This is a genomic window from Pseudomonas lactucae (assembly GCF_036688725.1).
Classification (GTDB): Bacteria; Pseudomonadota; Gammaproteobacteria; order Pseudomonadales; family Pseudomonadaceae; genus Aquipseudomonas; species Aquipseudomonas lactucae.
The window spans coordinates 181,112-203,030 of record NZ_JAQQPT010000013.1 but is presented as its reverse complement, the minus strand read 5'-3'; the positions used below and the strand labels follow the sequence as shown (position 1 = coordinate 203,030).

The following is a 21,919-nucleotide window of genomic DNA, read 5'->3' as shown; positions in this document are numbered from 1 at the left end:
GCCCTTTATGCCCAACCAAACCATCAAGACGCCGTGCGTCGGCCTGTGTTCCACCGTTTACGGTGACCTGGTCTGCCGCGGCTGCAAGCGTTATCACCATGAAGTGATCCAGTGGAATGGCTACAACGCCGAAGAAAAACAGGCGGTGTGGCTGCGCCTTGAACAATTGCTGGTGCAGGTCATGGCCAGCAAGCTGGAAGTCTTCGACCCGCAACGCCTGCGTCAGCAACTGGAAGACCGCAAGATTCGCTTTGTGCCGCACCAGTCGCCGTATTGCTGGGCCTACCAGTTGATTGCCAGGGGCGCACGGGTGATTTCCAAGCTGGATGCCTATGGGTTGGCGCTGTTGCCGGAGTTTCGCGAACGCAACCTCACAGACCTGCGCGACGCGATTGATCGGGAGTTCTTCCTGCTCTCCGAAGCGCATTACGAGCGGTACATCGCACCTGGTTTTCTGCGTGAGTCCTTTGGGCCAGCCTTGATCGCCACGCTCTGAGCAACAACCGCGCTCGATTGTGTTTAAAATGCCGCCCGCTCAACGACTGACGCTCAACGATGAACCCAGACGCACTCGCTACCCTGCACACCCACCTGCTCAACGCCCTGACCAGCGCCCCGACTGAAACCCGGCGCCTGTTCCACGGCCGTGGTCGCTGCTGGCCAGGGCTGGAGCAGTTGACGGTGGACTGGCTGCAAGGCGTCGTGCTGGTGGCCGTGTTCAAGGAAACCGAACACCTGCAAGCCTTGAAGCAGCAATTGTTGCAGTTCGACTGGGCGCGCTTCGGCGCCCATACCGTGGCCCTGCAACACCGCTACCTGCCGCAAAGCACCACCGAGTGGCTGGTGGGAGACGCCATCGACGAGCTGACCATCACCGAAGGCGGCCTGCGCTATCTGATCGACCTGGGCAAAAAACAGAACAGCGGCCTGTTCCTCGACATGCGTTATGGACGCAATTGGGTGCGCGAGCAGGCCAAAGGTCAGCACGTACTCAACCTGTTTGCCTACACCTGCGGGTTCTCGGTGGCGGCCATCGAAGGCGGCGCCGAGCATGTGGTGAACCTGGACATGGCCCGTGGCGCCCTGAGCCGTGGTCGCGACAACCATCGCCTCAACGGTCACGACCTGAGCAAAGTGACGTTTCTGGGCCACGACCTGTTCAAGTCCTGGGCCAAGGTGACTCACGGCGGTCCGTATGACTTGGTGATCATCGACCCGCCCTCCTTCCAGAAAGGCAGTTTTTTGCTGACCAAGGACTACCAGCGCGTGCTGCGCCGCCTGCCGGATTTGTTGTCGCCCCAGGGCACGGTGCTGGCGTGCATGAACGACCCGGCCTATGGCGAAGACTTCCTGATCGACGGTGTGACCCGCGAAGCGCCGGGCCTGCGCTTTGTCGAGCGCCTGAAAAACCCGCCGGAATTTCCAGATATTGACGCGCAAAGTGGCTTGAAGGCGCTGGTATTCCGCCAAGGGTGATGCCGAAACGTCCTACGCTTGCTACGCTAAGCGATACGCCGGGCGGTGAACCTTATGCCCCCCTTCCCGGTCGATACCTGCATTCCCCGGCCAGACTCGACCGCGTTACGCTGTCGGCTGCCCCGTTTGACCTTTTGGAGAACCGCCCGTGATATCGACCCTGCATGTAGCCAGAATAAAAGCCTGGGGCGCCCACGGCTTTACCGCCACCGGCGTGGTCCTGGCTTTTTTGGCCACCCTGGCGTTGCTGGAGAACTCACCCAAGGCCTGCCTGCTCTGGCTGGGCCTGGCGCTGGTGGTGGACGGCGTCGACGGTTCCCTGGCGCGACGGGTGAATGTCAGCACGGTCTTGCCCAGCTTTGACGGCTCGGTGCTGGACCTGGTGATCGACTACCTCACCTATGTGTTCATTCCCGCACTGTTTATCTACCGCTACATCGACCTGCCGGAGTTCACCCACCTGTTCACCGTGTCGGTGATCCTGGTGTCGTCATTGTTCTGCTTCTGCAACGTGAACATGAAGAGCAAGGACAACTACTTCGTCGGCTTCCCCGCCGCCTGGAATGTGGTCGCCCTGTGCGTCTACATCATCCAGCCAGAGGCCTGGGTGACGCTGCTGACCGTGATCGGCCTGGCGCTGCTGACCGTGACGCCGATGAAGTTCCTGCACCCGTTTCGGGTCAAGCGCTTTATGCCGATCAATATCGCGGTGACCACGATCTGGCTGCTGTGCAGCTTTCTGATGGTGGTCGATTACCCGAATACCAACCCATGGACGTTCGGGTTGTGGTCGCTGATGTCGGCGTATTTTCTGGGGATTTGCGTGTGGCGCACGGCGCTGGAGTGGCTGGGCACCCACAAATAACCCAGTGAACACAGGTCCAATGTGGGAGCAAGCAAGTCGAATCGTCGCACCGCCCCTCCCACATTTGGATCTCTTACATTCGGAAGGTAAGATGGCGCCCCTCAGCAGCCCCGCCAACAATAAGCCCATCCCATGCCCTTCGAACTCAGCGTTGACCTCACCACCCTCGCCATTCTCGCCGTCGTGGCCTTTATTGCCGGTTTCATCGACGCCATCGCCGGCGGTGGCGGCCTGCTGACCACGCCTGCGCTGCTCACCGCCGGCATGCCGCCGCACCTGGTACTGGGTACCAACAAACTCAGCTCCACCTTCGGCTCGGCCACCGCCAGCTTTACCTTCTACCGCCGCAAGCTGTTCCACCCGCGCCAATGGGTGCATGCCATCGTCGGTACGCTGGTCGGCGCGCTCGTCGGTGCTGTGGTGGCGCATTACCTGCCCGCCGAAACCCTGAACAAGATGCTGCCGGTGATCGTCTTTGCCTGCGGCGTCTACCTGCTGTTTGGCGGCACGCCCAAGGCACCGTTGGATGCCGAAGCGCCGATCAAGAAGAAATGGCAAGCCACCCAGGGCTTCGGCCTGGGCTTCTATGATGGTGTGGCCGGCCCCGGCACCGGGGCGTTCTGGACGGTGAGCACGATGCTGCTCTACCCCATCGACCTGGTCAAAGCCAGCGGCGTGGCGCGCAGCATGAACTTCGTCAGTAACGCGGCGGCGCTGTCGGTGTTTATCTTCAACGGTTCGGTGGACTGGATCGTCGGTCTGGCCATGGGCGTTTCGGTAATGTGTGGCGCATTCTTTGGCGCACGCAGCGCGATCAGCGGCGGCGCCAAATTCATTCGCCCGGTGTTCATCACCGTGGTGCTGGGCCTGACGGTGCGCCTAGCCTGGCAGCACTGGTTCAGCGTGGCCTAAGCGGCGGGCCAGGTAGAGGTCGATCAGGTAACGCGCAATCGAACGTGACGCCGGCAACGGCGGCAGGTCATGGATGTTGAACCATTGCGCGTCCTCGATCTCATCGGCCTGAGGCACGATATCGCCACCGGCGTATTCGGCATGAAAGCCCAGCATCATCGAATGGGGGAACGGCCAGCATTGGCTGCCCATGTACTGGATGTTCTTGACCTCCACCTGCACTTCCTCGCGCACTTCGCGGATCAGGCAGTCCTCGGCCGACTCGCCCGGCTCGGCAAACCCCGCCAACGTGCTGTACACGCCGGTGACAAAACGCGGCGAACGCGCCAGCAGGATCTCATCGCCACGGGTCACCAGCACGATCATGCTCGGCGAAATCCGCGGGTAGCTGCGCAGGTCGCAGGGCGGGCAATGCATCGCGCGCTCGCGGGGCACCTGGACCATGGCCTGACCGCAACTGCCGCAGAACCGATGCTCACGCGCCCAGGTGCCGATCTGCGCCGCGTACCCCAACACTTTGTACAACGCGTGATCGCCCTGCAGCATGAAGCCACGCAGGCCCTGCCAACTGCACCCAGGCACCTCGCTGGACGAGTCGAGTTCCAACAGATACACCGGCTCACCGTCGAGGTAGCCGATGCCGTGTTCGGCGAACACCGGCAGGTCCTGGCGCTTGAGCCATTCCCGTGGGAACAGCGGGCCGTTGGTGTCATGTAAAAAGCCGTCGCGGCTGCGGGCGACGGCCCAGCCGCCGGGGGTGTCGTTGTCCAGCAGCGTTGTGGTAATCCAGCCTGGGGTCATGTCAGTCAATCCACGAAGTCGGGTTTCTGCTTGCTCATATGGGCCGCGATGGCCACGCGCAGGTCGTTGGATTGCAACATAGCCGAGTTCCAGGTGGCAACGTATTCCAGACCATCATTGACCGTATGGTCACGCATGTAGCTGAGCATGGCCTTGGTGCCGGTGACGGCAATCGGCGACTTGGCGGCGATTTCAGCGGCAATCTCCATGACCCCGGCCAACAGGCTTTCGTGATCGGCATAGACCCGATTGACCAGGCCGATGCTGCGGGCTTCTTCGGCGTCGAACTGGCGGCCGGTATAGGCCAGTTCGCGCAGCATGCCGTCGCCGACGATGCGCGGCAGCCGTTGCAGGGTGCCGACGTCAGCGGCCATGCCGATGTCGATTTCCTTGATAGAGAATTGCGCACCCTCGGCGGCGTAGCGCATGTCGCAGGCGCTGATCAGGTCGATGGCGCCACCGATGCAATAGCCGTGGATCGCCGCCAGCACCGGCTTGCGGCAGTTGTCGACAGCGTTGAACGAGGCTTGCAGCTGTAGAATCTTGCGTCGCAACAGGCGGGCATTGCGTCCTACATCCTTGCCGAACTCATTGGCCACCGACGCCAGCATCATCAAGTCAATGCCCGACGAGAAATGCTTGCCGGCACCGCTGAGCACCACCGCACGCACCGCGTCGGTGTCGTCGACCCATTGGAAAATGTCGATGATCTCGGTCCAGAACGCCGCGTTCATCGCGTTGATTTTTTCCGGGCGATTGATCTGCACATGGGCAACGTTGCCGGTGAGTTCGACGACGAAAGCTTGGTATTCGGACATGGCAGTGATCCCTGACTGGCGAGTGATAAGGCCCGAACTATAACAAGGGTGCAGGACGGCGCATCGGCCAAAAGCGGGACTGGCAAAAAATCCTGCCAGGCGCCATCCTTGGCGCTTTAAGCCGCCCCGCCCGCGGCGCTCGACGTTTTAAGGAAATGCCATGCACGCCCAACCCCTCACCCCCGCCGATTTCGAGTTTATCGAAGACACCCTGCTCAAGTACGGCGATGATCATTCGGTGCTGAACCTGGCCGAACTCGACGGTTACTTCACCGCGCTGGTGTCGAGCCCGACGCAAGTGGATATCGCCGAATGGTTCCCGGCCATCTGGGGCGGGCAGAACCCGGAATGGGAAAGCATGGATCAAGCACAGCGTTTCCTGGAGCTGTGCGTACGCCACATCAACACCCTGGCGGCACAATTGGCCAACAACGCCCAAGACTTCAAGGCACGCTTCGATGACACCGAACATCAAGGCCAAGCCGTAACCCTGGCTGAAGAGTGGTGCTTTGGCTACATCCGTGGCGCAGCGATCGGCAATTGGCCGCAACTGCCTGTCGAACTGGCCGCGCAGTTCGAGAAAATTTCCTGGTGCGCCGAACAGGACAACTTCGAGTTGCCCGCAGACCTGGACGTGCAGGCCCACCAGCAGCGCGTCAGCGAGATCGAACCGGCGGCGCGGGCGCTGCATGATTACTGGTTGAGCCAGCGCTAAACCTCGACAAGCACCGCACCTTTGGCCGATTATTCGGGTCCGCCCGCCGGCCACTCCGTATCACCTTGCCTTGACCAGGAGCCTTGTACCTTGAGTTCGCAGAAAACCGTGACCGTTACACCGCCCAATTTCCCCCTCAATGGCAAGGTCGCACCGCCCGGCTCCAAATCCATTACCAACCGCGCCCTGCTGCTGGCCGCCCTGGCCAAGGGCACCAGCCGCCTGAGCGGCGCGCTCAAGAGCGATGACACCCGGCACATGTCGGTGGCCCTGCGCCAAATGGGCGTGACCATCGATGAGCCGGACGACACCACCTTCGTCGTCACCGGTTCCGGCAAGCTGCAATTGCCGACGCAACCGCTGTTCCTCGGCAATGCCGGCACCGCCATGCGTTTTCTCACTGCGGCGGTAGCGACCGTCGATGGCACCGTAGTGCTCGATGGCGACGACTATATGCGCAAGCGTCCGATCGGCCCGCTGCTGGCTACCCTCAGCCAAAACGGTATCCAGGTCGACAGCCCGACCGGTTGCCCGCCGGTGACCGTGCACGGCGCGGGCAAGGTCCAGGCCACGCGCTTTGAAATCGACGGCGGCTTGTCCAGCCAGTACGTCTCGGCCTTGCTGATGCTGGCGGCGTGCGGTGAGGCGCCGATCGAAGTGGCGCTGACCGGCAAGGACATCGGTGCCCGTGGCTACGTGGACCTGACCCTCGATTGCATGCGTGCCTTCGGGGCGCAGGTTGACGAGGTAAACGACACCACCTGGCGCGTAGCCCCCACCGGCTACACCGCCCATGACTACCTGATCGAGCCGGACGCCTCCGCCGCCACCTACCTGTGGGCCGCCGAAGTGCTGACCGGTGGCCATATCGACATCGGTGTGGCCGCGCAGGATTTCACTCAGCCCGACGCCAAGGCGCAGGCCGTGATCGCGCAGTTCCCGAACATGCAGGCCACCGTGGTCGGCTCGCAAATGCAGGACGCCATTCCCACCCTGGCGGTGCTGGCCGCGTTCAACACTACGCCGGTGCGCTTCACCGAGCTGGCCAACCTGCGGGTCAAGGAGTGTGATCGCGTACAGGCCCTGCATGACGGCCTGAATGCGATCCGTCCGGGGTTGGCAACCATCGAAGGCGACGACCTGCTGGTGGCCGCCGACCCGGCGCTGGCCGGCACCTCGTGCAACGCACTGATCGACACCCACGCCGACCACCGCATCGCCATGTGCTTTGCCCTGGCCGGGCTGAAAGTGTCGGGCATTCGCATCCAGGACCCTGACTGCGTGGCCAAGACCTATCCTGGGTACTGGAAGACCCTGGGCAGTCTCGGGGTCGTGCTCAGCGACTGAATCAGCCGCGTCGGTTTGGGGAGGGCCTGCACATGACAATTCGCCAACCCTGCCCACCCGGCGCCTGCGTCTGCGAGCGCGAACAGTTACTTGAGGCCTCCGGCGCCGACCTGCGTATCCTCAGCCTCACCCGCCAGGAAGAAAAACGCCTGCTCGAGCGGCTTGAAGACCTCAAGAGCCTGCAAGACCTCGAACGCCTGCAACAACTGATGTACCAGCAATTGGGCATCCGTGTGCATATCGCCCCAGGCCACACAGAGGTCAAGAGCATGCGCGGGATTCAGATCGTCATCGACGACTTACCGGGCATGTGCCGCAAGACCCGGCAATCGATTCCGGCGGCGATTCGCCGAGGCCTGGAGAAACGCCCGGAAATTGCCTATCGCCTGCTGGATGCCCACGACCTGTTTCGCGACGGTTGAATCAACCGGCGACCGTTTCAGTCTCAAACAGACGTCGCCCCACGGCGTTTGCCGTCTGCAGATGCGCCTGTGCCGCGCCGCCTTCGGAGTCCAGCAACAGCTCGGACGTCACTACCCGCGCTCCGCAGTAATCAAAGATGCCGTAGTCGATCTGCGTACGCATTGCCTTGGCATAGCCGTGGCGGTCGAAGGCGCTGTGGTCCGCTGCGCCGAGGGCGAGCAGATGCACCTGCATGTGGTGTAGCTTTTTCACCACCGGGGTATCCGGGCCGTAATCGATCGCCCAGCCATTGACGAATACGCGGTCGATCCATCCCTTGAGCAGGCCCGGCAGTGACCACCAGTAGATGGGAAACGCCAGCACCAGGGCGTCGGCACGGTCGAGGCGCGCTTGTTCGGCCAGAACATCCGCAGGAGGCGTGGCGCGGCTGCGGTGCACCCGGTGGTCGGCAACGCTGTAGCGCGGGTCGAAGCCTTCGGCGGCAAGGTCGGCGATTTCATAAGTGTGGCCGGCCGCACCGAGGCCGGCAGCGACTTGCGCTGCGATGGCGTGAGTGAGGGATTGCGGGTCGTGGTGAGCAACAACAATGAGCGCGTGCATGACATGGACTCCCTTTCGGTTTAGGCTAGGACTAAGTTACGATTAGTAAGTTACTTTTGGTACATAAGCATGTCAAGCAACGAATCCCCTGCCCCGCGTCGTCGTTTGTCCCGTGAAGATCGGCTGCGCCAATTGTTGGAAGTCGCCTGCCAACTGGTGCGCGAGGAAGGCACGGACGCCCTGACCCTGGGCCGCCTGGCGGAACTGGCGGGCGTGACCAAGCCGGTGGTCTACGACCACTTCGTCACTCGTGCCGGGTTGCTGGCTGCGTTGTACGAAGATTTCGATGGGCGCCAGAACCAGGTGTTTGCCGAGGCTATCGATGCCAGCAGCGCGACATTGGAAGACCGCGCGTGGGTAATCGCCGCGTCCTATGTCGATTGCGTGTTGTTGCAGGGACGAGAGATTCCGGGGGTGACCGCAGCACTGAGCGGTTCGCCGGAACTGGAAATCCTCAAGCGCAAATACGAGGTGATCTTCCTCGACAAGTGCCGCGACGCGCTGGCGCCCTTCGCGCCCACGGGCACCGTCTCTCAAGCCGGCCTGCGCGCCATGCTGGGCGCGGCGCAAGCCTTGTCACACGCGGCGGCCAACGGCGAAATCAGCCGTGAAGAGGCGCAGCAGGAGCTATTGGCGACGATTCTGGCGATGGTCAATCGTGGGGCTGCGACAACTGCGTAGCCTGCCCCACCGCTATCGCAGCCTCGCTAAAGCTTGGCAGCTTCCACAGGGAGGCTGCAGTGGTTGGCTAGCAGCGCGACCACTCAGCCTTGAGACTGCACAAACAATCGAACCTTGTGCGTCAACTGATCCAAATGCCGGTCCCGCTGTTTCTCCGCGTCGATCATTGCGCGCTTGCCGTGCCTTTGCAGCAGGTAGGTATGGATCTGCCGCACTTCCAGGGAGCTGTAGATCGGCGCCACATCCAGCACGCCCATCAAGCCATCGGTGCCGTAGTCGCGGGTGTTCATCAGCACCTGGGTGCCGCGCGCGCCGCGCACCTGGAAGCCCACGGCCTCGAAAGCCGGAACCTTTTCCACGGCGCAGGCCAATTCGGCATGGGGATAGCGCGCCAGCACGTCCTGCATCATTGCACGCGCCACACCCTGGCGGCGGCGACCGGCTTGCACCGCCATGAACGCGATGCCGCACGCCTCGGGGTCATCCTTCACCGGCAGGCACAGCAAGAAGCCGATGAGCTGGTCGGCCTGCTGCGCATCGGTGGCGACAATCAGCTCGACTGCAATGCCTTTCTCGCCATTCAGCGCTTCCAGGTACAGGTGCACTTCAAAGCCAACCGCGTACTGGTAGATGCTGTAGAGCAGGTTGCTTGGCGGCAGCGCCACGCTGCTGATGTCGGTGAGGTTGTCCACCACCATTTGCAGGATCTGAGCATTAATGGGCTCGGGGCACGGCGTGGTGTAGCGGGTAAGGCTGAACATGCAAATTCCTGGGGTTTCGCGTCAAGGCAGCGGGGATTGTACCTGTTGCCCGCACACCTCACGCAAGCATCCACGCAGCCAGCGGTGCGCCTGGTCTGCGTCCAGCCGTGGATGCCAGAGCATCGCCACGGTGAAGCCGGGCAACATCAGCGGCAGGTCAAAGCAGTACAGGTCGCGTCGGTCGGCGATGTAGCGCTCGGGCACGCTGGCGATCAGGTCGGTGCCACGGGCCAGGGCAACGGCGGTGGAGAAGCCGGCGACGATGCTGGCTATCTGTCGCGTGAAGCCCAGGCACTCAAGCGCATCGTCGATCTGGCCACGCGCCTGGCCGCGCCGCGAAACGTAGACGTGCTGGCCCTCGGCGAAACGCTGGGCGCTGATCGCACCCTGGCTGAGGGGATGACCCTTGCGCACCACGCCGATCAGACGGTCGCGAAACAGCGCCTGGGTCAGGATTTCCGGGCTGGCGACGGGGTCGACCACGCCGGTTTCCAGGTCCACCCGGCCATCGCGCAGCCAGGCGCTGTCCGTGTCGGTCTTGTTGATGAAGCGCAAACGTACGCCGGGGGCCTCTCGGGCGATGCGCGCCAGCAGGGACGGGCCGACCTGTTCGACGAACTCTTCGCTGGTACGCAGAGTGAAGGTGCGCTCTACCCGCCCCATCTCCAGGGCTTGCGCCGGGCGCAGTACGCCGTGAGCGTCCTGCACCAGACGGCTGACCTGTTCGCGCAGTGCCACCGCCCGTGGGGTCGGTACCAGGCCGCGCCCGGCGCGTACCAGCAAGGGGTCGCCGGTGGTGTCGCGCAGGCGCGCCAGGGCTCGGCTCATGGCCGAAGGGCTCAGCCCCAGGCGTTTGGCCGCGCCGACGACGCTGCCTTCGGCGAGCAGAACGTCCAGGGTGATCAGCAGATTCAGATCAGGCATCGGTATCTCCTTGGCAGGCGTCTTATGCAGGTATTCAGTGCAACCCATGCGCCTTGCGCCATGTTAGGCCACGCCGTAGCGTTGTGACAGTCGCATTCACCCAAGGAATCCCCCATGCCCTCCTCCCCACGCGGCAGCCTCGTCTGCCTGTCGCTGTCCATGCTGCTGGCGTCCCTCGGCACCAGTATTGCCAATGTCGGCTTGCCCAGCCTGGCGCTGGCGTTCGCCGCGTCCTTTCAGGCGGTGCAGTGGGTGGTGCTGGCCTACCTGCTGGCGATCACGGCGGTGATCGTCAGCGCGGGTAATCTGGGTGATCGCCTGGGCCGTCGTCGGCTGTTGCTCGGCGGGTTGCTGCTGTTCACGCTGGCGTGCGGGCTGTGCGGCAGCGCGCCGTCACTCAATACGCTGATCGCCGCGCGCACCCTGCAAGGTTTGGGCGCTGCAATCATGATGGCCATGACCCTGGGCCTGGTCGCCGATACCGTGACCAAGGAACGCATCGGTCGGGTCATGGGCTTGCTCGGCACGATGTCGGCCGTCGGCACCGCCATGGGCCCCAGCGCGGGCGGCCTGTTGCTCAGCCTATGGGGCTGGCGCGCGTTATTCCTGGCGGGAGTGCCGCTGGGGCTGCTGGCGGTGGTGCTGGCCTGGCGCGCTTTGCCAGCGGATCGACAATACCTGCCGGCAGCCGGCATGGTGAGTCTTTGGTCGCCACTCAAGGACGCATCGCTACGCACAGGCCTGGCAATGAGCACGTTGGTCGCCGCCGTGATCATGGCCACCTTTGTGGTCGGGCCGTTTTATCTGTCACGCGGCCTGGGCTTGTCGCCTGAATGGATGGGCCTGGCCATGGCCGTCGGCCCGTGTGTCGCCGCACTCACCGGCGTGCCCGCCGGACGCCTCACCGACCGTCTTGGCAGCCAACGCATGACCCGCGCCGGACTGGGCATTCTGCTGTGTGGCGCCCTGCTGCTGTCGCTGGCCTCGGGGTTGATCGTCTATCTGGGCGCGCTGATGGTCCTGACGACGGGATACAGCCTGTTCCAGGCCGCCAATAACACAGCGGTGATGAGTGAGGTCGAGGCGAGCCGGCGCGGCACGGTTTCCGGCCTGCTGAACTTGTCACGCAACCTCGGTCTGATTCTCGGCGCCTCGGCCCTGGGCGCGGTGTTCGCCTGGGTAACCCCCGACGTCATCCACGCCGCGCCGCAATCCGTGGCAAATGGCCTGCACACAACCTTCGCCGCGGCGCTGTGCCTGATCATGCTCGCCAGTGCGCTGGCATGGGGCCATAACCGTGCCGTGAACGGCGCGCAGAACACCCGTTGAGGCAAAAAAACAAAAAAGGCGTTGCGCCAGACCGGGTTACATCGCGCATCATGAGCACTTTCAAGCTCAAGGGTAACGTCCATGCGCGTTCTGTCATTGATGATGGGTCTTACGACGCTGGCCGCCAGTACGGTGTTCTGCGCCAGCGCGATGGCGAATGAAGAAAGTCAGTTGGTACAACAGATCAACCAATACCGCAGCCAGGTGCAACGCTGCGGCGACCAGGGTTCCCAGGAACTGCCCCCCCTGGCCGCCGACACACGCCTGGTGCTGCCGGCCAATAACGTCGGCGATTTGCAGCAGGCCCTGGCCCGCGCGGCATACCCGATGGTGAATGTGCAGGCCATCAGCCTGTCCGGGCCCAGGGATGCCCAGGCGGCAATGAAGGCGGTGCGCGAGAGCTTCTGCCGGGTGGTGCTGGACCCGCAATTCGTCGACATCGGCGTGAGTAACAGCGGCCAGGACTGGCGCATCGTGCTGGCGCGCCCGCTGCTATCGAGCGGCCTGGGCGACTGGCAGACCGAAGGCCGTAAACTGCTCGACCTGATCAATTCCGCCCGCAGTCAACCCCGCCAATGCGGGCCCCAGCAGTTCACCGCGACCACCCCGCTGTCGTGGAACGACACCCTGGCCAGCGCCGCCAACAGCCACACGCGCAACATGGCCAACGGCAATTTCTTCGACCACCTGGACCACGACGGCCGTACCCCCGGCGACCGCGCCGAGTTGGCCGGGTACATCGCGAAGAACATCGGCGAGAACATCGCCGCCGGCCTGGATACCCCACGCAAGGTGGTCGACGGCTGGCTCGCCAGTCCCGGCCATTGCGCCAACCTGATGAGCCCGCAATTTCGCGAACTGGGCGCCGCCTATGCCATGGACCCGAAGAGTGACGCGGGCATCTACTGGACCGGTTTATTCGGCACGCAATGAGCATTGGCCAGGCGCCCGACCTCGCGGCGCCTGGCCTGTTCAATTCAAGCAAGCATCAAATTGCCATCTAGCCGATAATCGCGCTGAACTGGCAGCGTTCAGGCAGGTCTGTAGCTGTGCGCCAGACACAGAAGGCGCACAGTAGAGGCTGGTTAAAGGTGTTCTCCCAATGACGAATTGGCTGCAATGCAGCAGCGACATGGCTGAGCGTGTGCGTCAGCATGATTGGGCGAGTACGCCCCTGGGGCCGCTGGAGCAGTGGCCGGATGTGCTCAAGACCACCGTGGCACTGTGTTTTGCGTCGAGCTTCCCCCAGGCGATTGTCTGGGGCCCGCAGTTGATCACGCTGTACAACGACGCGTTTATCCCGATCCTGGGTAACAAACCCTATGCGCTGGGCCGTCCGTTCAGCGAAATATGGAGTGAGGTGTGGAACGACATCCGCCCCATTTCCGACGCTGCCTTCCAGGGTCACGCCACCTATATCGAAAACTTCCCGCTGGTGATCGAGCGCGGCCAGGCGCGTGAGCAGGCGTACTTCACCTTCTGCTACAGCCCGATCCGCGACCCCCAGGGCAACGTGGTCGGCCTGTTGGATACCGTCACCGAAACCACGGCCACGGTATTCCTCACGCGGCGCCTGGCGGTGCTGGATGCCATCGGTAGCGCAGTGATCAATGCCGCCGATGCCGAGGCGGTCATGACCAGCACGACCCGACTGCTGACCGAACACCTGCAAGTGAGCAATTGCGCCTACGCCGACATGGACGCCGACGAAGATGGCTTCACTATTCGCGGCAATTGGACCACGCCGGGGTCGCCGAGCATTATCGGGCGCTACAGCCTGGCCGCGTTTGGCGAGCGCGCCGTCACCTGCCTGCGGGCCGGCGAACCGCTGGTGATCCACGATAACCTGCGCGAACTGCCTGCCGCTGAGTCCGCCAGCTTCCAGGCCCTGGGCGTCAGCGCCACCCTCTGCATGCCGCTGATCAAGAACGGTCGCCTGACCGCCTTGATGGCCGTGCATGACAAATCACCCCGCACCTGGTCGCCCTACGACCTGGCCTTGTTGCGCGAGGTCACCGAGCGCTCCTGGGCGCATATCGAGCGGGTGCGCGCCGATGCCGACGTGCGCCAGGGCCTGGCCGCCTACGCCGAACTGAACAGGACCCTGGAACAGCGCGTGCAAGAGCGCACCGTGGCGCTGGCCCAGGCCGAAGCCGCGCTGCGCCAGTCGCAAAAGCTCGAAGCCATCGGCCAGTTGACCGGAGGCGTGGCCCACGACTTCAACAACCTGCTGACGATCATTCGCTCATCGGTGGATTTTCTGCGCCAGCCGGGTCTGCCGGAAGAACGCCGCCAGCGCTATATGAGCGCGGTGTCCGACACCGTGGAGCGGGCCAGCAAGTTGACCAGCCAACTGCTCGCCTTTGCCCGCCGCCAACCCCTGAACCCCGAAGTTTTCGATGTGGGCCAGCGTGTACAGAATATCGGCGAGATGCTCGAAAGCGTCACCGGGGCGCGTATTCGGGTACTGGTCGAGTTGTCGCCGCACGCCTGCTTCGCACGGGTCGACTCCAGCCAGTTTGAAACCGCACTGATCAACATCGCCCTCAATGCCCGCGACGCGATGGGTGGCCAGGGCACGCTGACGCTGCGGGTTGCCGGCGAGCAGCCGCTGCCCGGCATCCGTGGCGACGCCGGGTCACGCCAGCCGCATATCGCCATCTCCCTGGCCGATACCGGCCCGGGCATTACGCCCGAAACCGCCGAGCGGATTTTCGAGCCGTTCTTTACCACCAAGGCCGTGGGTAAAGGCACGGGCCTGGGCTTGTCTCAGGTGTTCGGGTTTGCCAAGCAATCCGGGGGCAACATCGACGTGGCCAGCACCCTCGGCCAGGGCAGCGTGTTCACCTTGTACCTGCCGCAGGTCGAGGCCCAGACCTGCGCGCAGCACAGCGCCCAGGAAAGCCCCGTCCCGACCCATGACGCTGCCCAGTGCCATGTATTGATCGTGGAAGACAACCTCGAAGTCGGACGGTTTGCCAGCCAGATCCTGCAAGACCTGGGCTACCAGACCACCTGGGCCACCGATGCCGAGCAGGCACTGACCCTCGCGGGCCAGGACGCCATGGCGTTCGATGTGATTTTCTCGGACGTGGTGATGCCAGGCATCACCGGCGTGGCCATGGCCAGGCAGCTGCGCCAGCGCCGCGCGGATTTACCCGTGGTGCTCACCTCGGGCTACAGTGATGAGCTGGCCGAGAGCGGCTACGAAGGGTTCGAGTTTCTCGCCAAGCCCTACTCTGCCGAGCAGGTCTCGCGGGTGTTGACCAGAGCCATGCTCAAGGACTGAGCGCTCCTCCATAGGTATCTAAATGTGGGAGGGGCTTGATCCAATGCCGACCAGTTAAATGCAGATCCCCTGTGGAAGAGCAGACAGTTTGCCTCTACTCCGCCACCGCAACCTGGTTGCGGCCCTGCGCCTTGGCCCGGTACAGCGCCTTGTCGGCCGTGTTCATCAAGCCGTGCAGGTCCTGATCCACCGCATCGGTGAAAGCCACGCCGAGGCTTGCGCTCAGCCCGTGCACCGGGTCGGAGACCAGGCCGGAGATGGCCTTGATCAGTTGTTCCGCAATTTCTCGCGCGGTTTCCAGCGTAGTGTTGGGCAACAGGACGGCAAACTCCTCGCCCCCCAATCGCCCATACACGTCAGCCTTACGAAACGATGCGCTGATCACCCCGCCAATCTGGCGCAACACTTGGTCGCCGGCCTGATGGCCGTAGGTGTCGTTGATCTGCTTGAAATGGTCCATGTCCATCATCAATGCACACAGCGGTTGCTGGTGATGGCGGCACTGTGCGTATAACAGCTGGGCATGTTCGAAAAACGCGCGGCGATTCATCAGGCCGGTCAGCTCGTCGGTTTGTGCGGCATGGGTCGAGATGTTGTGGGCATGTTCCATTTGCCGGGTCAGGCGAAAGGCTTTTTCCAGGGCATCGGACAATTTGCGGGTAGCGCTGACCACAAAGGTGCTGAACACCAATACCGCAATTGCCACCCCCACCTGCATCGGCGATGGCTGGAACAGCAACCATAGCGTACAGGGCAGCAATACCAGGGCGATGGACGCCAGCGTCATGCAGCGATAGGCCGAATAACACGAGACCGCGCTCACCGACATGCCCACGGTGAACAACATCACCAGTACCTGGGATAAACGGTCATCGGTGGGCATCACCGCAAACGCACCAAGGCCCCAGATACCCGCCGAGAGCGTCAGCGTGATCCAGTAGCGGCGCTCCCAGCGGTCGGGGGTACGTTCGCTGTTCGGGCAGCGAAACCAGTCCACGAACATCTTGATCCGCAGCAGCGAAGACGCCGCCAGCAGCACCAGCCAGACCAGCATGACGCTGTGGTCGAAGCGATCCCAGCACAGCCAACACAGCATGGCGGCGGCCATGTAACTGCCGAAAATGGCCGCAAACGACTGCCGGAACAGCTGGTGCAGACGGTCGGTCCGCACCTGCTCTTCTATAAAGCAATCCTGGTCCTGCTCACGCCCAAGGCCATTCATGAAATCCGCCTGATCCGACTGCCACGACAAAGGCGCCATTGTGGCACCCTGCCAGCACCGTGGACAACCGAATCCCTCATGGTAGAGCCGTTAACGCGCTTCGGGTCGCAGAATCAGCACCCCCAACGGCGGCAAATTCAGCGACAACGACACCGGCTGACCGTGGCGCGGCTCATCCTGGGTGAACACTTCACCACCGTTGCCGAAATTGGAGCCGGCATAGGTGTCTGCGTCACTGTTGATCACCTCGCTCCAGCGCCCGGCAAACGGCACCCCCACGGCGTAGGCTTCACGCGGTACCGGGGTGAAGTTGGCCACCACCAGCACCGGTTTGCCGTCCTTGCTCCAGCGCAGCCAGGCGTAGACGCTGTTGATCGCGTCATCGCCGATCAGCCACTGGAAGCCCTGGGGCGCGTCGTCCTGTTCGTGCAACGCGGGTTCTTCGCGGTAGAGCCGATTCAGGTCGCCCACCAGTTTTTGCACACCCTGGTGCTCCTGGTACTGCAACAGGTACCAGTCCAGTTGCTGGTCGTGATTCCATTCGCGCCACTGGCCGAACTCGCAGCCCATGAACAGCAGTTTTTTGCCGGGATGCATCCACATGAACGTCAGATAGGCACGCAGGTTGGCAAACTTCTGCCAACGGTCGCCGGGCATCTTGTCGATCAGCGAATGCTTGCCGTGCACCACTTCATCGTGGGAAATCGGCAGGATAAAACGCTCGGACCAGGCATACACCAGGCCGAAGCTCAGCTCGTTATGGTGATGGGCGCGGTAAACAGGGTCTTGCTGGATGTAGTGCAACGAATCGTGCATCCAGCCCATGTTCCATTTGTAGTTGAAACCCAGGCCGCCCTGTTGGGTGGGCTGGCTGACGCCCGGCCAGGCGGTGGACTCTTCGGCGATCACCAATGCACCCGGCGCTTCCAGGGCCACCACGTCATTGAGGTGGCGCAGGAAATCGATGGCTTCCAGGTTCTCGCGCCCGCCGTGGCGGTTGGGCACCCATTCGCCGGCCTTGCGCGAATAGTCGCGGTACAGCATCGAGGCCACTGCATCCACGCGCAGGCCGTCGACATGGAAATGCTTGAGCCAGTGCAACGCCGAGGCCAGCATGAAGCCGTGCACTTCGGTGCGGCCCAGGTTGTAGATCAGGGTGTCCCAGTCCTGATGGAAGCCTTCCAGCGGGTTGGCGTATTCGTACAGCGCAGTGCCGTCGAACTGCGCCAGGCCGTGGGTATCGGTGGGAAAATGCGCCGGCACCCAGTCAAGGATCACGCCGATATCGGCCTGATGGCAGGCGTTAACGAAGTAGGCGAAATCTTCCGGCGAGCCAAAGCGCGCGCTGGGAGCGAACTGCGACAAGGCTTGATAGCCCCACGAGCCACCAAACGGGTGCTCCATGATCGGCATCAATTCGATATGGGTGAAGCCCAATTGCTGCACATAGGGAATCAGCCGCTCGGCCAGTTCGCGCCAGCCATAGTGGCGAGCGACCTCGCCGGCCTCGTCCAGCTCGCATTGCCAGGAGCCGACGTGCAATTCATAGATCGACAGCGGTGCCGTCGATTTCTGCTTATCGCCGCGTGATTGCATCCATTCGTGGTCCTGCCAGTCGACCTGCAGCGGCGCGGCGACTTTCGAGGCGGTGTCCGGCGGCAGCTGGGTAGCCAGCGCCATCGGGTCGGCCTTGAGAGGCAGAATCCCGTGGGCGCCGAGTATTTCGTACTTGTACGCCGCGCCCGGTTGCAGGCGCGGGATAAAGATTTCCCACACCCCCGAAGGGTGGCGCAAGCGCATCGGATGTCGGCGACCGTCCCAGATATTGAAGTCGCCCACCACCGACACACGCCGCGCGTTCGGCGCCCATACCGCAAAACGTACGCCTTGCACGCCGTCGACGCTGGTCACCTGCGCGCCCAGGCAACTGCCCAAGTCGCGGTGATTGCCTTCGGCAAACAGGTACAGGTCCATCTCGCCCAGCAACAGCTGGCTGAAACTGTAGGGGTCTTCGGTGATTTGCTCGCCGCCGGCCCACTGGATCTTCAGCAAATACGCCTGACGCGTACTGAAATGCCCGACAAACAAGCCCGGTACCGGGGTCGCCTCCAGGCTGCCGAAAGGCTCGCCGCTGTCGCGCTCCAGTACCTGGACACTCAAGGCTTCCGGCAGGAACGCGCGGATGAACTGCCCGCCCTGCTCGTCGTCGTGCGGCCCGAGGATTGAAAACGGGTCGTGGTGCTCGGCGCGCACCAGCGCTTCGACGTCCTTGGACGCCGGCATTGCAGTCAACTTGGGCTGCAGCGGTTCTTTATGCGTAAAACTCATGACGTCTCCCCACCGCGTGCATGCTTGGATTTAGGTAACAGTTCGCTCAACAGGCCGTGCAAGCCCTGCAAAGGCACCGGCAACCAGGTCGGGCGGTTCTCCGCCTCGTAGGCCACTTCGTACGCGGCCTTCTCCAGGCTGAACAACGTCAGCGCAGCGTCCTGGCCCTTGGCATCCTGCCAGTCATGCGCCAGTGTAGACGCAGCGGCTTGATAAGCCTGGATAAATGCTCGGCGTGCTTCATTCAGGTAGCGATCGGTCACGCGCTTGCGCGCGGCATCCGCTTGCGGCGACTGATCCACTGCCTGCACATTCAGGGCCATGGCCGCTGCGTAATCAAATGAGCGCAATACGCCGCTCACGTCCTTATAGGGGCTGTGCTTGCCGCGCCGTTCATGCAGCGGCCGCGCGGGTTCGCCTTCAAAATCGATCAGGTAGGCATCGCCTTTCACCACCAGGACCTGGCCCAGGTGCAAGTCCCCATGAACGCGGATGCGCAAGCCGCCCAGCGTGGCCTTCGCCAACGCCTGGACGTGAGCACCGATGGCTTTTTTCTGCGCCAACAATTCACTGACCAGCGCCTGATCCGCCGGGTTCAATTGGTTTTGATGCTGCTTGAGCAATTGCAGTGCGCGGTCGATCTGCGCGCCCACATCCTTGGCCCAGGCCTGGGTGTCCTTGGTGGTGGTGACTTGCGGCTCAAAGGCTTTGTCGGTGGTAGGCGCGCCCAGCACACCGTGCATTTCACCCAGGCGCTGGCCGAGCAAACCGGCAAAGTCGGCCAGCTCGCCGAGGGCGTTGTAGTGCTGCTCCTGCTCGGAGATGGCTTCGACCAGTTCGTCGCGAATGGCGCGTTCGAGGTTGTTCTGGGTCCAGCTCCACGCGTCGCCCTGGTTGCTGAGGTAGCCCTGGGCAATCATCAGCAGGTTGTCCTCGCCCTTGCCGTCGCGGCGAATCACCGCGCCCATCAACGGCGAGATATTCGGGTAATCGGCGGCGGTCAGGTAGGCACTCATCTCAAGCTCCGGATGCACGCCGGCACTGACTTTGCGGATCAACTTGAGCACCAGGCTTTCGCCCACCACCACCGAACTGTTGGACTGCTCGGCCGACAAATAGCGCACGGGCGTCTCGTCGCTCAGTTGCAGCTTGGCCAGATGGGGCGTAGCTTCAAAACGCAGGTCGCCGTCGCTGGAGTTCAATACCGTGCCGGCTTGCAGGCCCTGGATCACTGCGCGAACGAAGTGCTCCAGGCTGAAGGCGTCGGTCACCAGCCCGACCTGGCGGGTACGCCGCACGCGGGCCAGGGCCAATTGCTGGGGCAAGGCGCTGGTGAACTGGTCTTCAGCCAGGAAGCCGAACGGCAACTGATAACGACTGACCTGCCCGGCGGCGCTCACCTCCAGCTCGCTGAGCAAGACCGGATGCTGCGGGTCGCCAAACCGTACGCCGTAGACAATCCGCACGCTGTCGATGGCCGTGTCCTTACCGGCAAACCAGCGCCGCTTGGGCAGCCAGGCCGGCAACGACGTGTGCTCCAGGGTGGTGCGGCAAGGTTCTTCGAGCAATTCTTCCATGCGTTTTTTCAATACCAATGTGGTGAAGTCGGGAATGCTTTGCGCCGGTTCCACATGCCAGCTGGGCATCTGGTTTTCCGCCGCCAACACAAACCAGTAGAAGCCGTACGGTGCCAGGGTCAGCAAAAAATTCAGCTGGCCAATGGGTGGGAAGGCATTGCCGCCGAGCATCTCCACCGGCACCATGCCGGCAAACGCCGACAGGTCCAGCTCGGCCGCCTGGGCACTGCGTGACACGTTGGCCACGCACAGGATGATCTCGGTGTGCCCGTCCTCGCCGGTGTACTCGCGGGTGTAGGCCAGGATGCGACGGTTGGTCGGCGAGAGCATCTTCAAGCTGCCCCTGCCGAATGCCTTGGATTGCTTGCGCACCGCGAGCATCCGCCGGTTCCAGTTGAGCAACGAGTGCGGGTCCTGGGTCTGGGTCTCGACGTTGACCGACTGGTAACCATAGAGCGGGTCCATGATCGGCGGCAGCACCAGGCTGGCCGGATCGGCACGGGAAAAGCCGCCGTTGCGGTCGATCGACCACTGCATCGGTGTGCGCACGCCGTCGCGGTCGCCCAGGTAGATGTTGTCGCCCATGCCGATCTCATCGCCGTAATACAGGGTCGGCGTGCCCGGCATCGACAGCAGCAAGCTATTGAGCAGTTCCACGCGGCGGCGGTCGCGCTCCAGCAACGGCGCCAGGCGTCGGCGAATCCCCAGGTTGATGCGCGCACGGCGGTCAGCGGCGTAGTAATTCCACAGGTAGTCGCGCTCTTTGTCGGTGACCATCTCCAGGGTCAGTTCATCGTGGTTGCGCAGGAAGATCGCCCACTGGCAGTTGGCGGGGATTTCCGGGGTCTGGCGCAAGATGTCGGTGATCGGGAAGCGATCTTCCTGAGCCAGCGCCATGTACATGCGCGGCATCAACGGGAAGTGGAAGGCCATGTGACATTCGTCACCGTCATCGCCCTTGCGGTCACCGAAGTACATTTGCGTGTCTTCCGGCCATTGGTTGGCCTCGGCGAGCAGCATGCGGTCCGGGTAGTTGGCGTCGATCTCGGCACGAATCTGTTTGAGCACATCGTGGGTTTCGGGGAGGTTTTCGTTGTGGGTGCCGTCGCGCTCGATCAGGTAAGGGATCGCGTCCAGGCGCAGGCCGTCAATGCCCATGTCCAACCAGTAGCGCATCACCGACAGCACGGCCTTCATGACTTGCGGGTTATCGAAATTGAGATCGGGCTGGTGGGAGTAGAAACGGTGCCAGAAGTATTGACCGGCGACCGGGTCCCAGGTCCAGTTGGATTTTTCGGTGTCGAGGAAAATGATGCGGGTGCCGTCGTATTTCTGGTCGTCATCGGACCACACATAGAAGTCCCGTGCCGCCGAACCGGGCTTGGCCTTGCGCGCACGCTGGAACCAGGGGTGTTGGTCGGAGGTGTGATTGATGACCAGCTCGGTGATCACCCGCAGCCCGCGCTTGTGGGCTTCGGCGATAAAGCGCTTGGCGTCGGCCAGGGTCCCATAGTCGCTATGTACGCCGCGGTATTCGGCGATGTCGTAGCCGTCATCGCGGCGTGGCGACGGGTAGAACGGCAACAGCCAGATGGTGTTCACACCCAGGTCGGCGATGTAGTCGAGCTTGGCGATCAACCCGGGAAAGTCGCCAATGCCGTCATTGTTGGAGTCGAAAAAGGATTTGACGTGAACCTGGTAGATCACCGCGTCCTTGTACCAGAGCGGATCTTTGATAAAGGTGGCAGCCTTGGGCTTCTTCGCCATTGGAAACTCCTGAAACACTCAAATTCTTACAGACTGAACTCGGTCAATATGGGAGGGGGCTTGCTGTGGTGAGTGGGGCTTGTC

The 21,919-nt window shown here is 62.8% G+C and carries 19 protein-coding genes; 11 read left to right on the top strand and 8 right to left on the bottom strand.

Annotated elements, in window-relative coordinates; translation table 11 throughout:
• Nucleotides 1-7 precede the first annotated feature (7 nt).
• The 4 genes from V6M90_RS16940 (at nucleotide 8) to V6M90_RS16925 (ending at nucleotide 3,253) form a co-directional block, all read left to right on the top strand.
• Nucleotides 8-496, top strand: coding sequence for a DUF1289 domain-containing protein (locus V6M90_RS16940; RefSeq protein ID WP_042944623.1), 489 nt, complete (start codon nucleotides 8-10; stop codon nucleotides 494-496).
• A 59-nt stretch (nucleotides 497-555) separates the two neighbouring features.
• Nucleotides 556-1,476, top strand: a complete 921-nt coding sequence (locus V6M90_RS16935; RefSeq protein WP_141063853.1) for a class I SAM-dependent methyltransferase — start codon at nucleotides 556-558, stop codon at nucleotides 1,474-1,476.
• Nucleotides 1,477-1,624: 148 nt separating this feature from the next.
• The gene (pcsA, locus tag V6M90_RS16930) at nucleotides 1,625-2,341 is read left to right on the top strand and encodes a phosphatidylcholine synthase (protein WP_003173708.1); all 717 of its coding nucleotides are present in this window, start codon (nucleotides 1,625-1,627) and stop codon (nucleotides 2,339-2,341) included.
• 132 nt (nucleotides 2,342-2,473) lie between these two features.
• Nucleotides 2,474-3,253 carry a TSUP family transporter gene (locus V6M90_RS16925; protein ID WP_003173707.1) on the top strand — a complete coding sequence of 260 codons (780 nt, stop codon included), beginning with the start codon at nucleotides 2,474-2,476 and terminating at the stop codon, nucleotides 3,251-3,253.
• Here the strand turns inward: V6M90_RS16925 and nudC are convergent.
• On the bottom strand, nucleotides 3,221-4,054 hold the full coding sequence (nudC, locus tag V6M90_RS16920) for an NAD(+) diphosphatase (protein WP_042944619.1): 834 nt from the start codon (nucleotides 4,052-4,054) through the stop codon (nucleotides 3,221-3,223). The two genes, V6M90_RS16925 and nudC, sit on opposite strands and share 33 nt — an antisense overlap.
• 5 nt (nucleotides 4,055-4,059) lie before the next feature.
• The gene (locus tag V6M90_RS16915) at nucleotides 4,060-4,872 is read right to left on the bottom strand and encodes a crotonase/enoyl-CoA hydratase family protein (protein WP_003173706.1); all 813 of its coding nucleotides are present in this window, start codon (nucleotides 4,870-4,872) and stop codon (nucleotides 4,060-4,062) included.
• A 160-nt stretch (nucleotides 4,873-5,032) separates the two neighbouring features.
• Between V6M90_RS16915 and V6M90_RS16910 the strand changes: the two genes are divergently transcribed.
• The 3 genes from V6M90_RS16910 (at nucleotide 5,033) to V6M90_RS16900 (ending at nucleotide 7,356) form a co-directional block, all read left to right on the top strand.
• Entirely contained in the window at nucleotides 5,033-5,587 is a 555-nt protein-coding gene (locus V6M90_RS16910; RefSeq protein WP_003173705.1) for a UPF0149 family protein, read from the top strand.
• Nucleotides 5,588-5,677: 90 nt separating this feature from the next.
• A complete protein-coding gene (aroA, locus tag V6M90_RS16905) occupies nucleotides 5,678-6,934 on the top strand; it encodes a 3-phosphoshikimate 1-carboxyvinyltransferase (protein ID WP_332846809.1) in 1,257 nt (418 codons plus the stop codon).
• A gap of 32 nt (nucleotides 6,935-6,966) precedes the next feature.
• Nucleotides 6,967-7,356, top strand: coding sequence for a hypothetical protein (locus V6M90_RS16900; protein ID WP_141063855.1), 390 nt, complete (start codon nucleotides 6,967-6,969; stop codon nucleotides 7,354-7,356).
• Nucleotide 7,357: 1 nt separating this feature from the next.
• On the opposite strand, the gene V6M90_RS16895 is transcribed toward V6M90_RS16900, so the two are convergent.
• Nucleotides 7,358-7,957, bottom strand: coding sequence for an NAD(P)H-dependent oxidoreductase (locus V6M90_RS16895; protein WP_003173702.1), 600 nt, complete (start codon nucleotides 7,955-7,957; stop codon nucleotides 7,358-7,360).
• A gap of 69 nt (nucleotides 7,958-8,026) precedes the next feature.
• On the opposite strand from V6M90_RS16895, the gene V6M90_RS16890 reads away from it, so the two are divergent.
• Nucleotides 8,027-8,638 carry a TetR/AcrR family transcriptional regulator gene (locus V6M90_RS16890; RefSeq protein WP_141063857.1) on the top strand — a complete coding sequence of 204 codons (612 nt, stop codon included), beginning with the start codon at nucleotides 8,027-8,029 and terminating at the stop codon, nucleotides 8,636-8,638.
• 83 nt (nucleotides 8,639-8,721) lie between these two features.
• On the opposite strand, the gene V6M90_RS16885 is transcribed toward V6M90_RS16890, so the two are convergent.
• Together V6M90_RS16885 and V6M90_RS16880 are read right to left on the bottom strand one after the other, a co-directional pair.
• Complete coding sequence (locus tag V6M90_RS16885) at nucleotides 8,722-9,399, bottom strand: GNAT family N-acetyltransferase (protein WP_305429468.1); 678 nt, start codon at nucleotides 9,397-9,399, stop codon at nucleotides 8,722-8,724.
• 21 nt (nucleotides 9,400-9,420) lie between these two features.
• Nucleotides 9,421-10,323: a LysR family transcriptional regulator gene (locus V6M90_RS16880; protein WP_305429466.1), complete on the bottom strand. Its 903-nt coding sequence runs from the start codon at nucleotides 10,321-10,323 to the stop codon at nucleotides 9,421-9,423.
• 114 nt (nucleotides 10,324-10,437) lie between these two features.
• Here V6M90_RS16880 and V6M90_RS16875 point away from each other — a divergent pair, with 114 nt between their 5' ends.
• From V6M90_RS16875 to V6M90_RS16865, 3 genes are all read left to right on the top strand, one after another.
• On the top strand, nucleotides 10,438-11,652 hold the full coding sequence (locus V6M90_RS16875) for an MFS transporter (protein ID WP_141063859.1): 1,215 nt from the start codon (nucleotides 10,438-10,440) through the stop codon (nucleotides 11,650-11,652).
• Nucleotides 11,653-11,733: 81 nt separating this feature from the next.
• Nucleotides 11,734-12,585: a CAP domain-containing protein gene (locus V6M90_RS16870; RefSeq protein ID WP_003173697.1), complete on the top strand. Its 852-nt coding sequence runs from the start codon at nucleotides 11,734-11,736 to the stop codon at nucleotides 12,583-12,585.
• A gap of 169 nt (nucleotides 12,586-12,754) precedes the next feature.
• Nucleotides 12,755-14,941 carry a GAF domain-containing hybrid sensor histidine kinase/response regulator gene (locus V6M90_RS16865; protein WP_332846808.1) on the top strand — a complete coding sequence of 729 codons (2,187 nt, stop codon included), beginning with the start codon at nucleotides 12,755-12,757 and terminating at the stop codon, nucleotides 14,939-14,941.
• Nucleotides 14,942-15,035: 94 nt separating this feature from the next.
• On the opposite strand, the gene V6M90_RS16860 is transcribed toward V6M90_RS16865, so the two are convergent.
• From V6M90_RS16860 to treS, 3 genes are read right to left on the bottom strand one after another with little or no spacing between them, the layout of a single operon-like run.
• A complete protein-coding gene (locus V6M90_RS16860) occupies nucleotides 15,036-16,202 on the bottom strand; it encodes a GGDEF domain-containing protein (protein WP_141063861.1) in 1,167 nt (388 codons plus the stop codon).
• A gap of 51 nt (nucleotides 16,203-16,253) precedes the next feature.
• Nucleotides 16,254-18,491: a 1,4-alpha-glucan branching protein GlgB gene (glgB, locus tag V6M90_RS16855; protein WP_003173693.1), complete on the bottom strand. Its 2,238-nt coding sequence runs from the start codon at nucleotides 18,489-18,491 to the stop codon at nucleotides 16,254-16,256.
• Nucleotides 18,488-21,835, bottom strand: a complete 3,348-nt coding sequence (treS, locus tag V6M90_RS16850; RefSeq protein ID WP_332846807.1) for a maltose alpha-D-glucosyltransferase — start codon at nucleotides 21,833-21,835, stop codon at nucleotides 18,488-18,490. Before treS ends, glgB begins: the two co-directional genes overlap by 4 nt.
• Nucleotides 21,836-21,919: the final 84 nt, after the last annotated feature.

What these genes read in the sequence shown, in the direction of transcription:
- V6M90_RS16940 (WP_042944623.1), top strand. Translation starts at nt 8, where the DNA reads ATGCCCAACCAAACCATCAAGACGCCGTGCGTCGGCCTGTGTTCCACC.
- V6M90_RS16935 (WP_141063853.1), top strand. Translation starts at nt 556, where the DNA reads ATGAACCCAGACGCACTCGCTACCCTGCACACCCACCTGCTCAACGCC.
- V6M90_RS16925 (WP_003173707.1), top strand. Translation starts at nt 2,474, where the DNA reads ATGCCCTTCGAACTCAGCGTTGACCTCACCACCCTCGCCATTCTCGCC.
- nudC (WP_042944619.1), bottom strand. Translation starts at nt 4,054, where the DNA reads ATGACCCCAGGCTGGATTACCACAACGCTGCTGGACAACGACACCCCC.
- V6M90_RS16915 (WP_003173706.1), bottom strand. Translation starts at nt 4,872, where the DNA reads ATGTCCGAATACCAAGCTTTCGTCGTCGAACTCACCGGCAACGTTGCC.
- V6M90_RS16910 (WP_003173705.1), top strand. Translation starts at nt 5,033, where the DNA reads ATGCACGCCCAACCCCTCACCCCCGCCGATTTCGAGTTTATCGAAGAC.
- V6M90_RS16900 (WP_141063855.1), top strand. Translation starts at nt 6,967, where the DNA reads ATGACAATTCGCCAACCCTGCCCACCCGGCGCCTGCGTCTGCGAGCGC.
- V6M90_RS16895 (WP_003173702.1), bottom strand. Translation starts at nt 7,957, where the DNA reads ATGCACGCGCTCATTGTTGTTGCTCACCACGACCCGCAATCCCTCACT.
- V6M90_RS16890 (WP_141063857.1), top strand. Translation starts at nt 8,027, where the DNA reads ATGTCAAGCAACGAATCCCCTGCCCCGCGTCGTCGTTTGTCCCGTGAA.
- V6M90_RS16885 (WP_305429468.1), bottom strand. Translation starts at nt 9,399, where the DNA reads ATGTTCAGCCTTACCCGCTACACCACGCCGTGCCCCGAGCCCATTAAT.
- V6M90_RS16880 (WP_305429466.1), bottom strand. Translation starts at nt 10,323, where the DNA reads ATGCCTGATCTGAATCTGCTGATCACCCTGGACGTTCTGCTCGCCGAA.
- V6M90_RS16875 (WP_141063859.1), top strand. Translation starts at nt 10,438, where the DNA reads ATGCCCTCCTCCCCACGCGGCAGCCTCGTCTGCCTGTCGCTGTCCATG.
- V6M90_RS16870 (WP_003173697.1), top strand. Translation starts at nt 11,734, where the DNA reads ATGCGCGTTCTGTCATTGATGATGGGTCTTACGACGCTGGCCGCCAGT.
- V6M90_RS16865 (WP_332846808.1), top strand. Translation starts at nt 12,755, where the DNA reads ATGACGAATTGGCTGCAATGCAGCAGCGACATGGCTGAGCGTGTGCGT.
- V6M90_RS16860 (WP_141063861.1), bottom strand. Translation starts at nt 16,202, where the DNA reads ATGGCGCCTTTGTCGTGGCAGTCGGATCAGGCGGATTTCATGAATGGC.
- glgB (WP_003173693.1), bottom strand. Translation starts at nt 18,491, where the DNA reads ATGAGTTTTACGCATAAAGAACCGCTGCAGCCCAAGTTGACTGCAATG.
- treS (WP_332846807.1), bottom strand. Translation starts at nt 21,835, where the DNA reads ATGGCGAAGAAGCCCAAGGCTGCCACCTTTATCAAAGATCCGCTCTGG.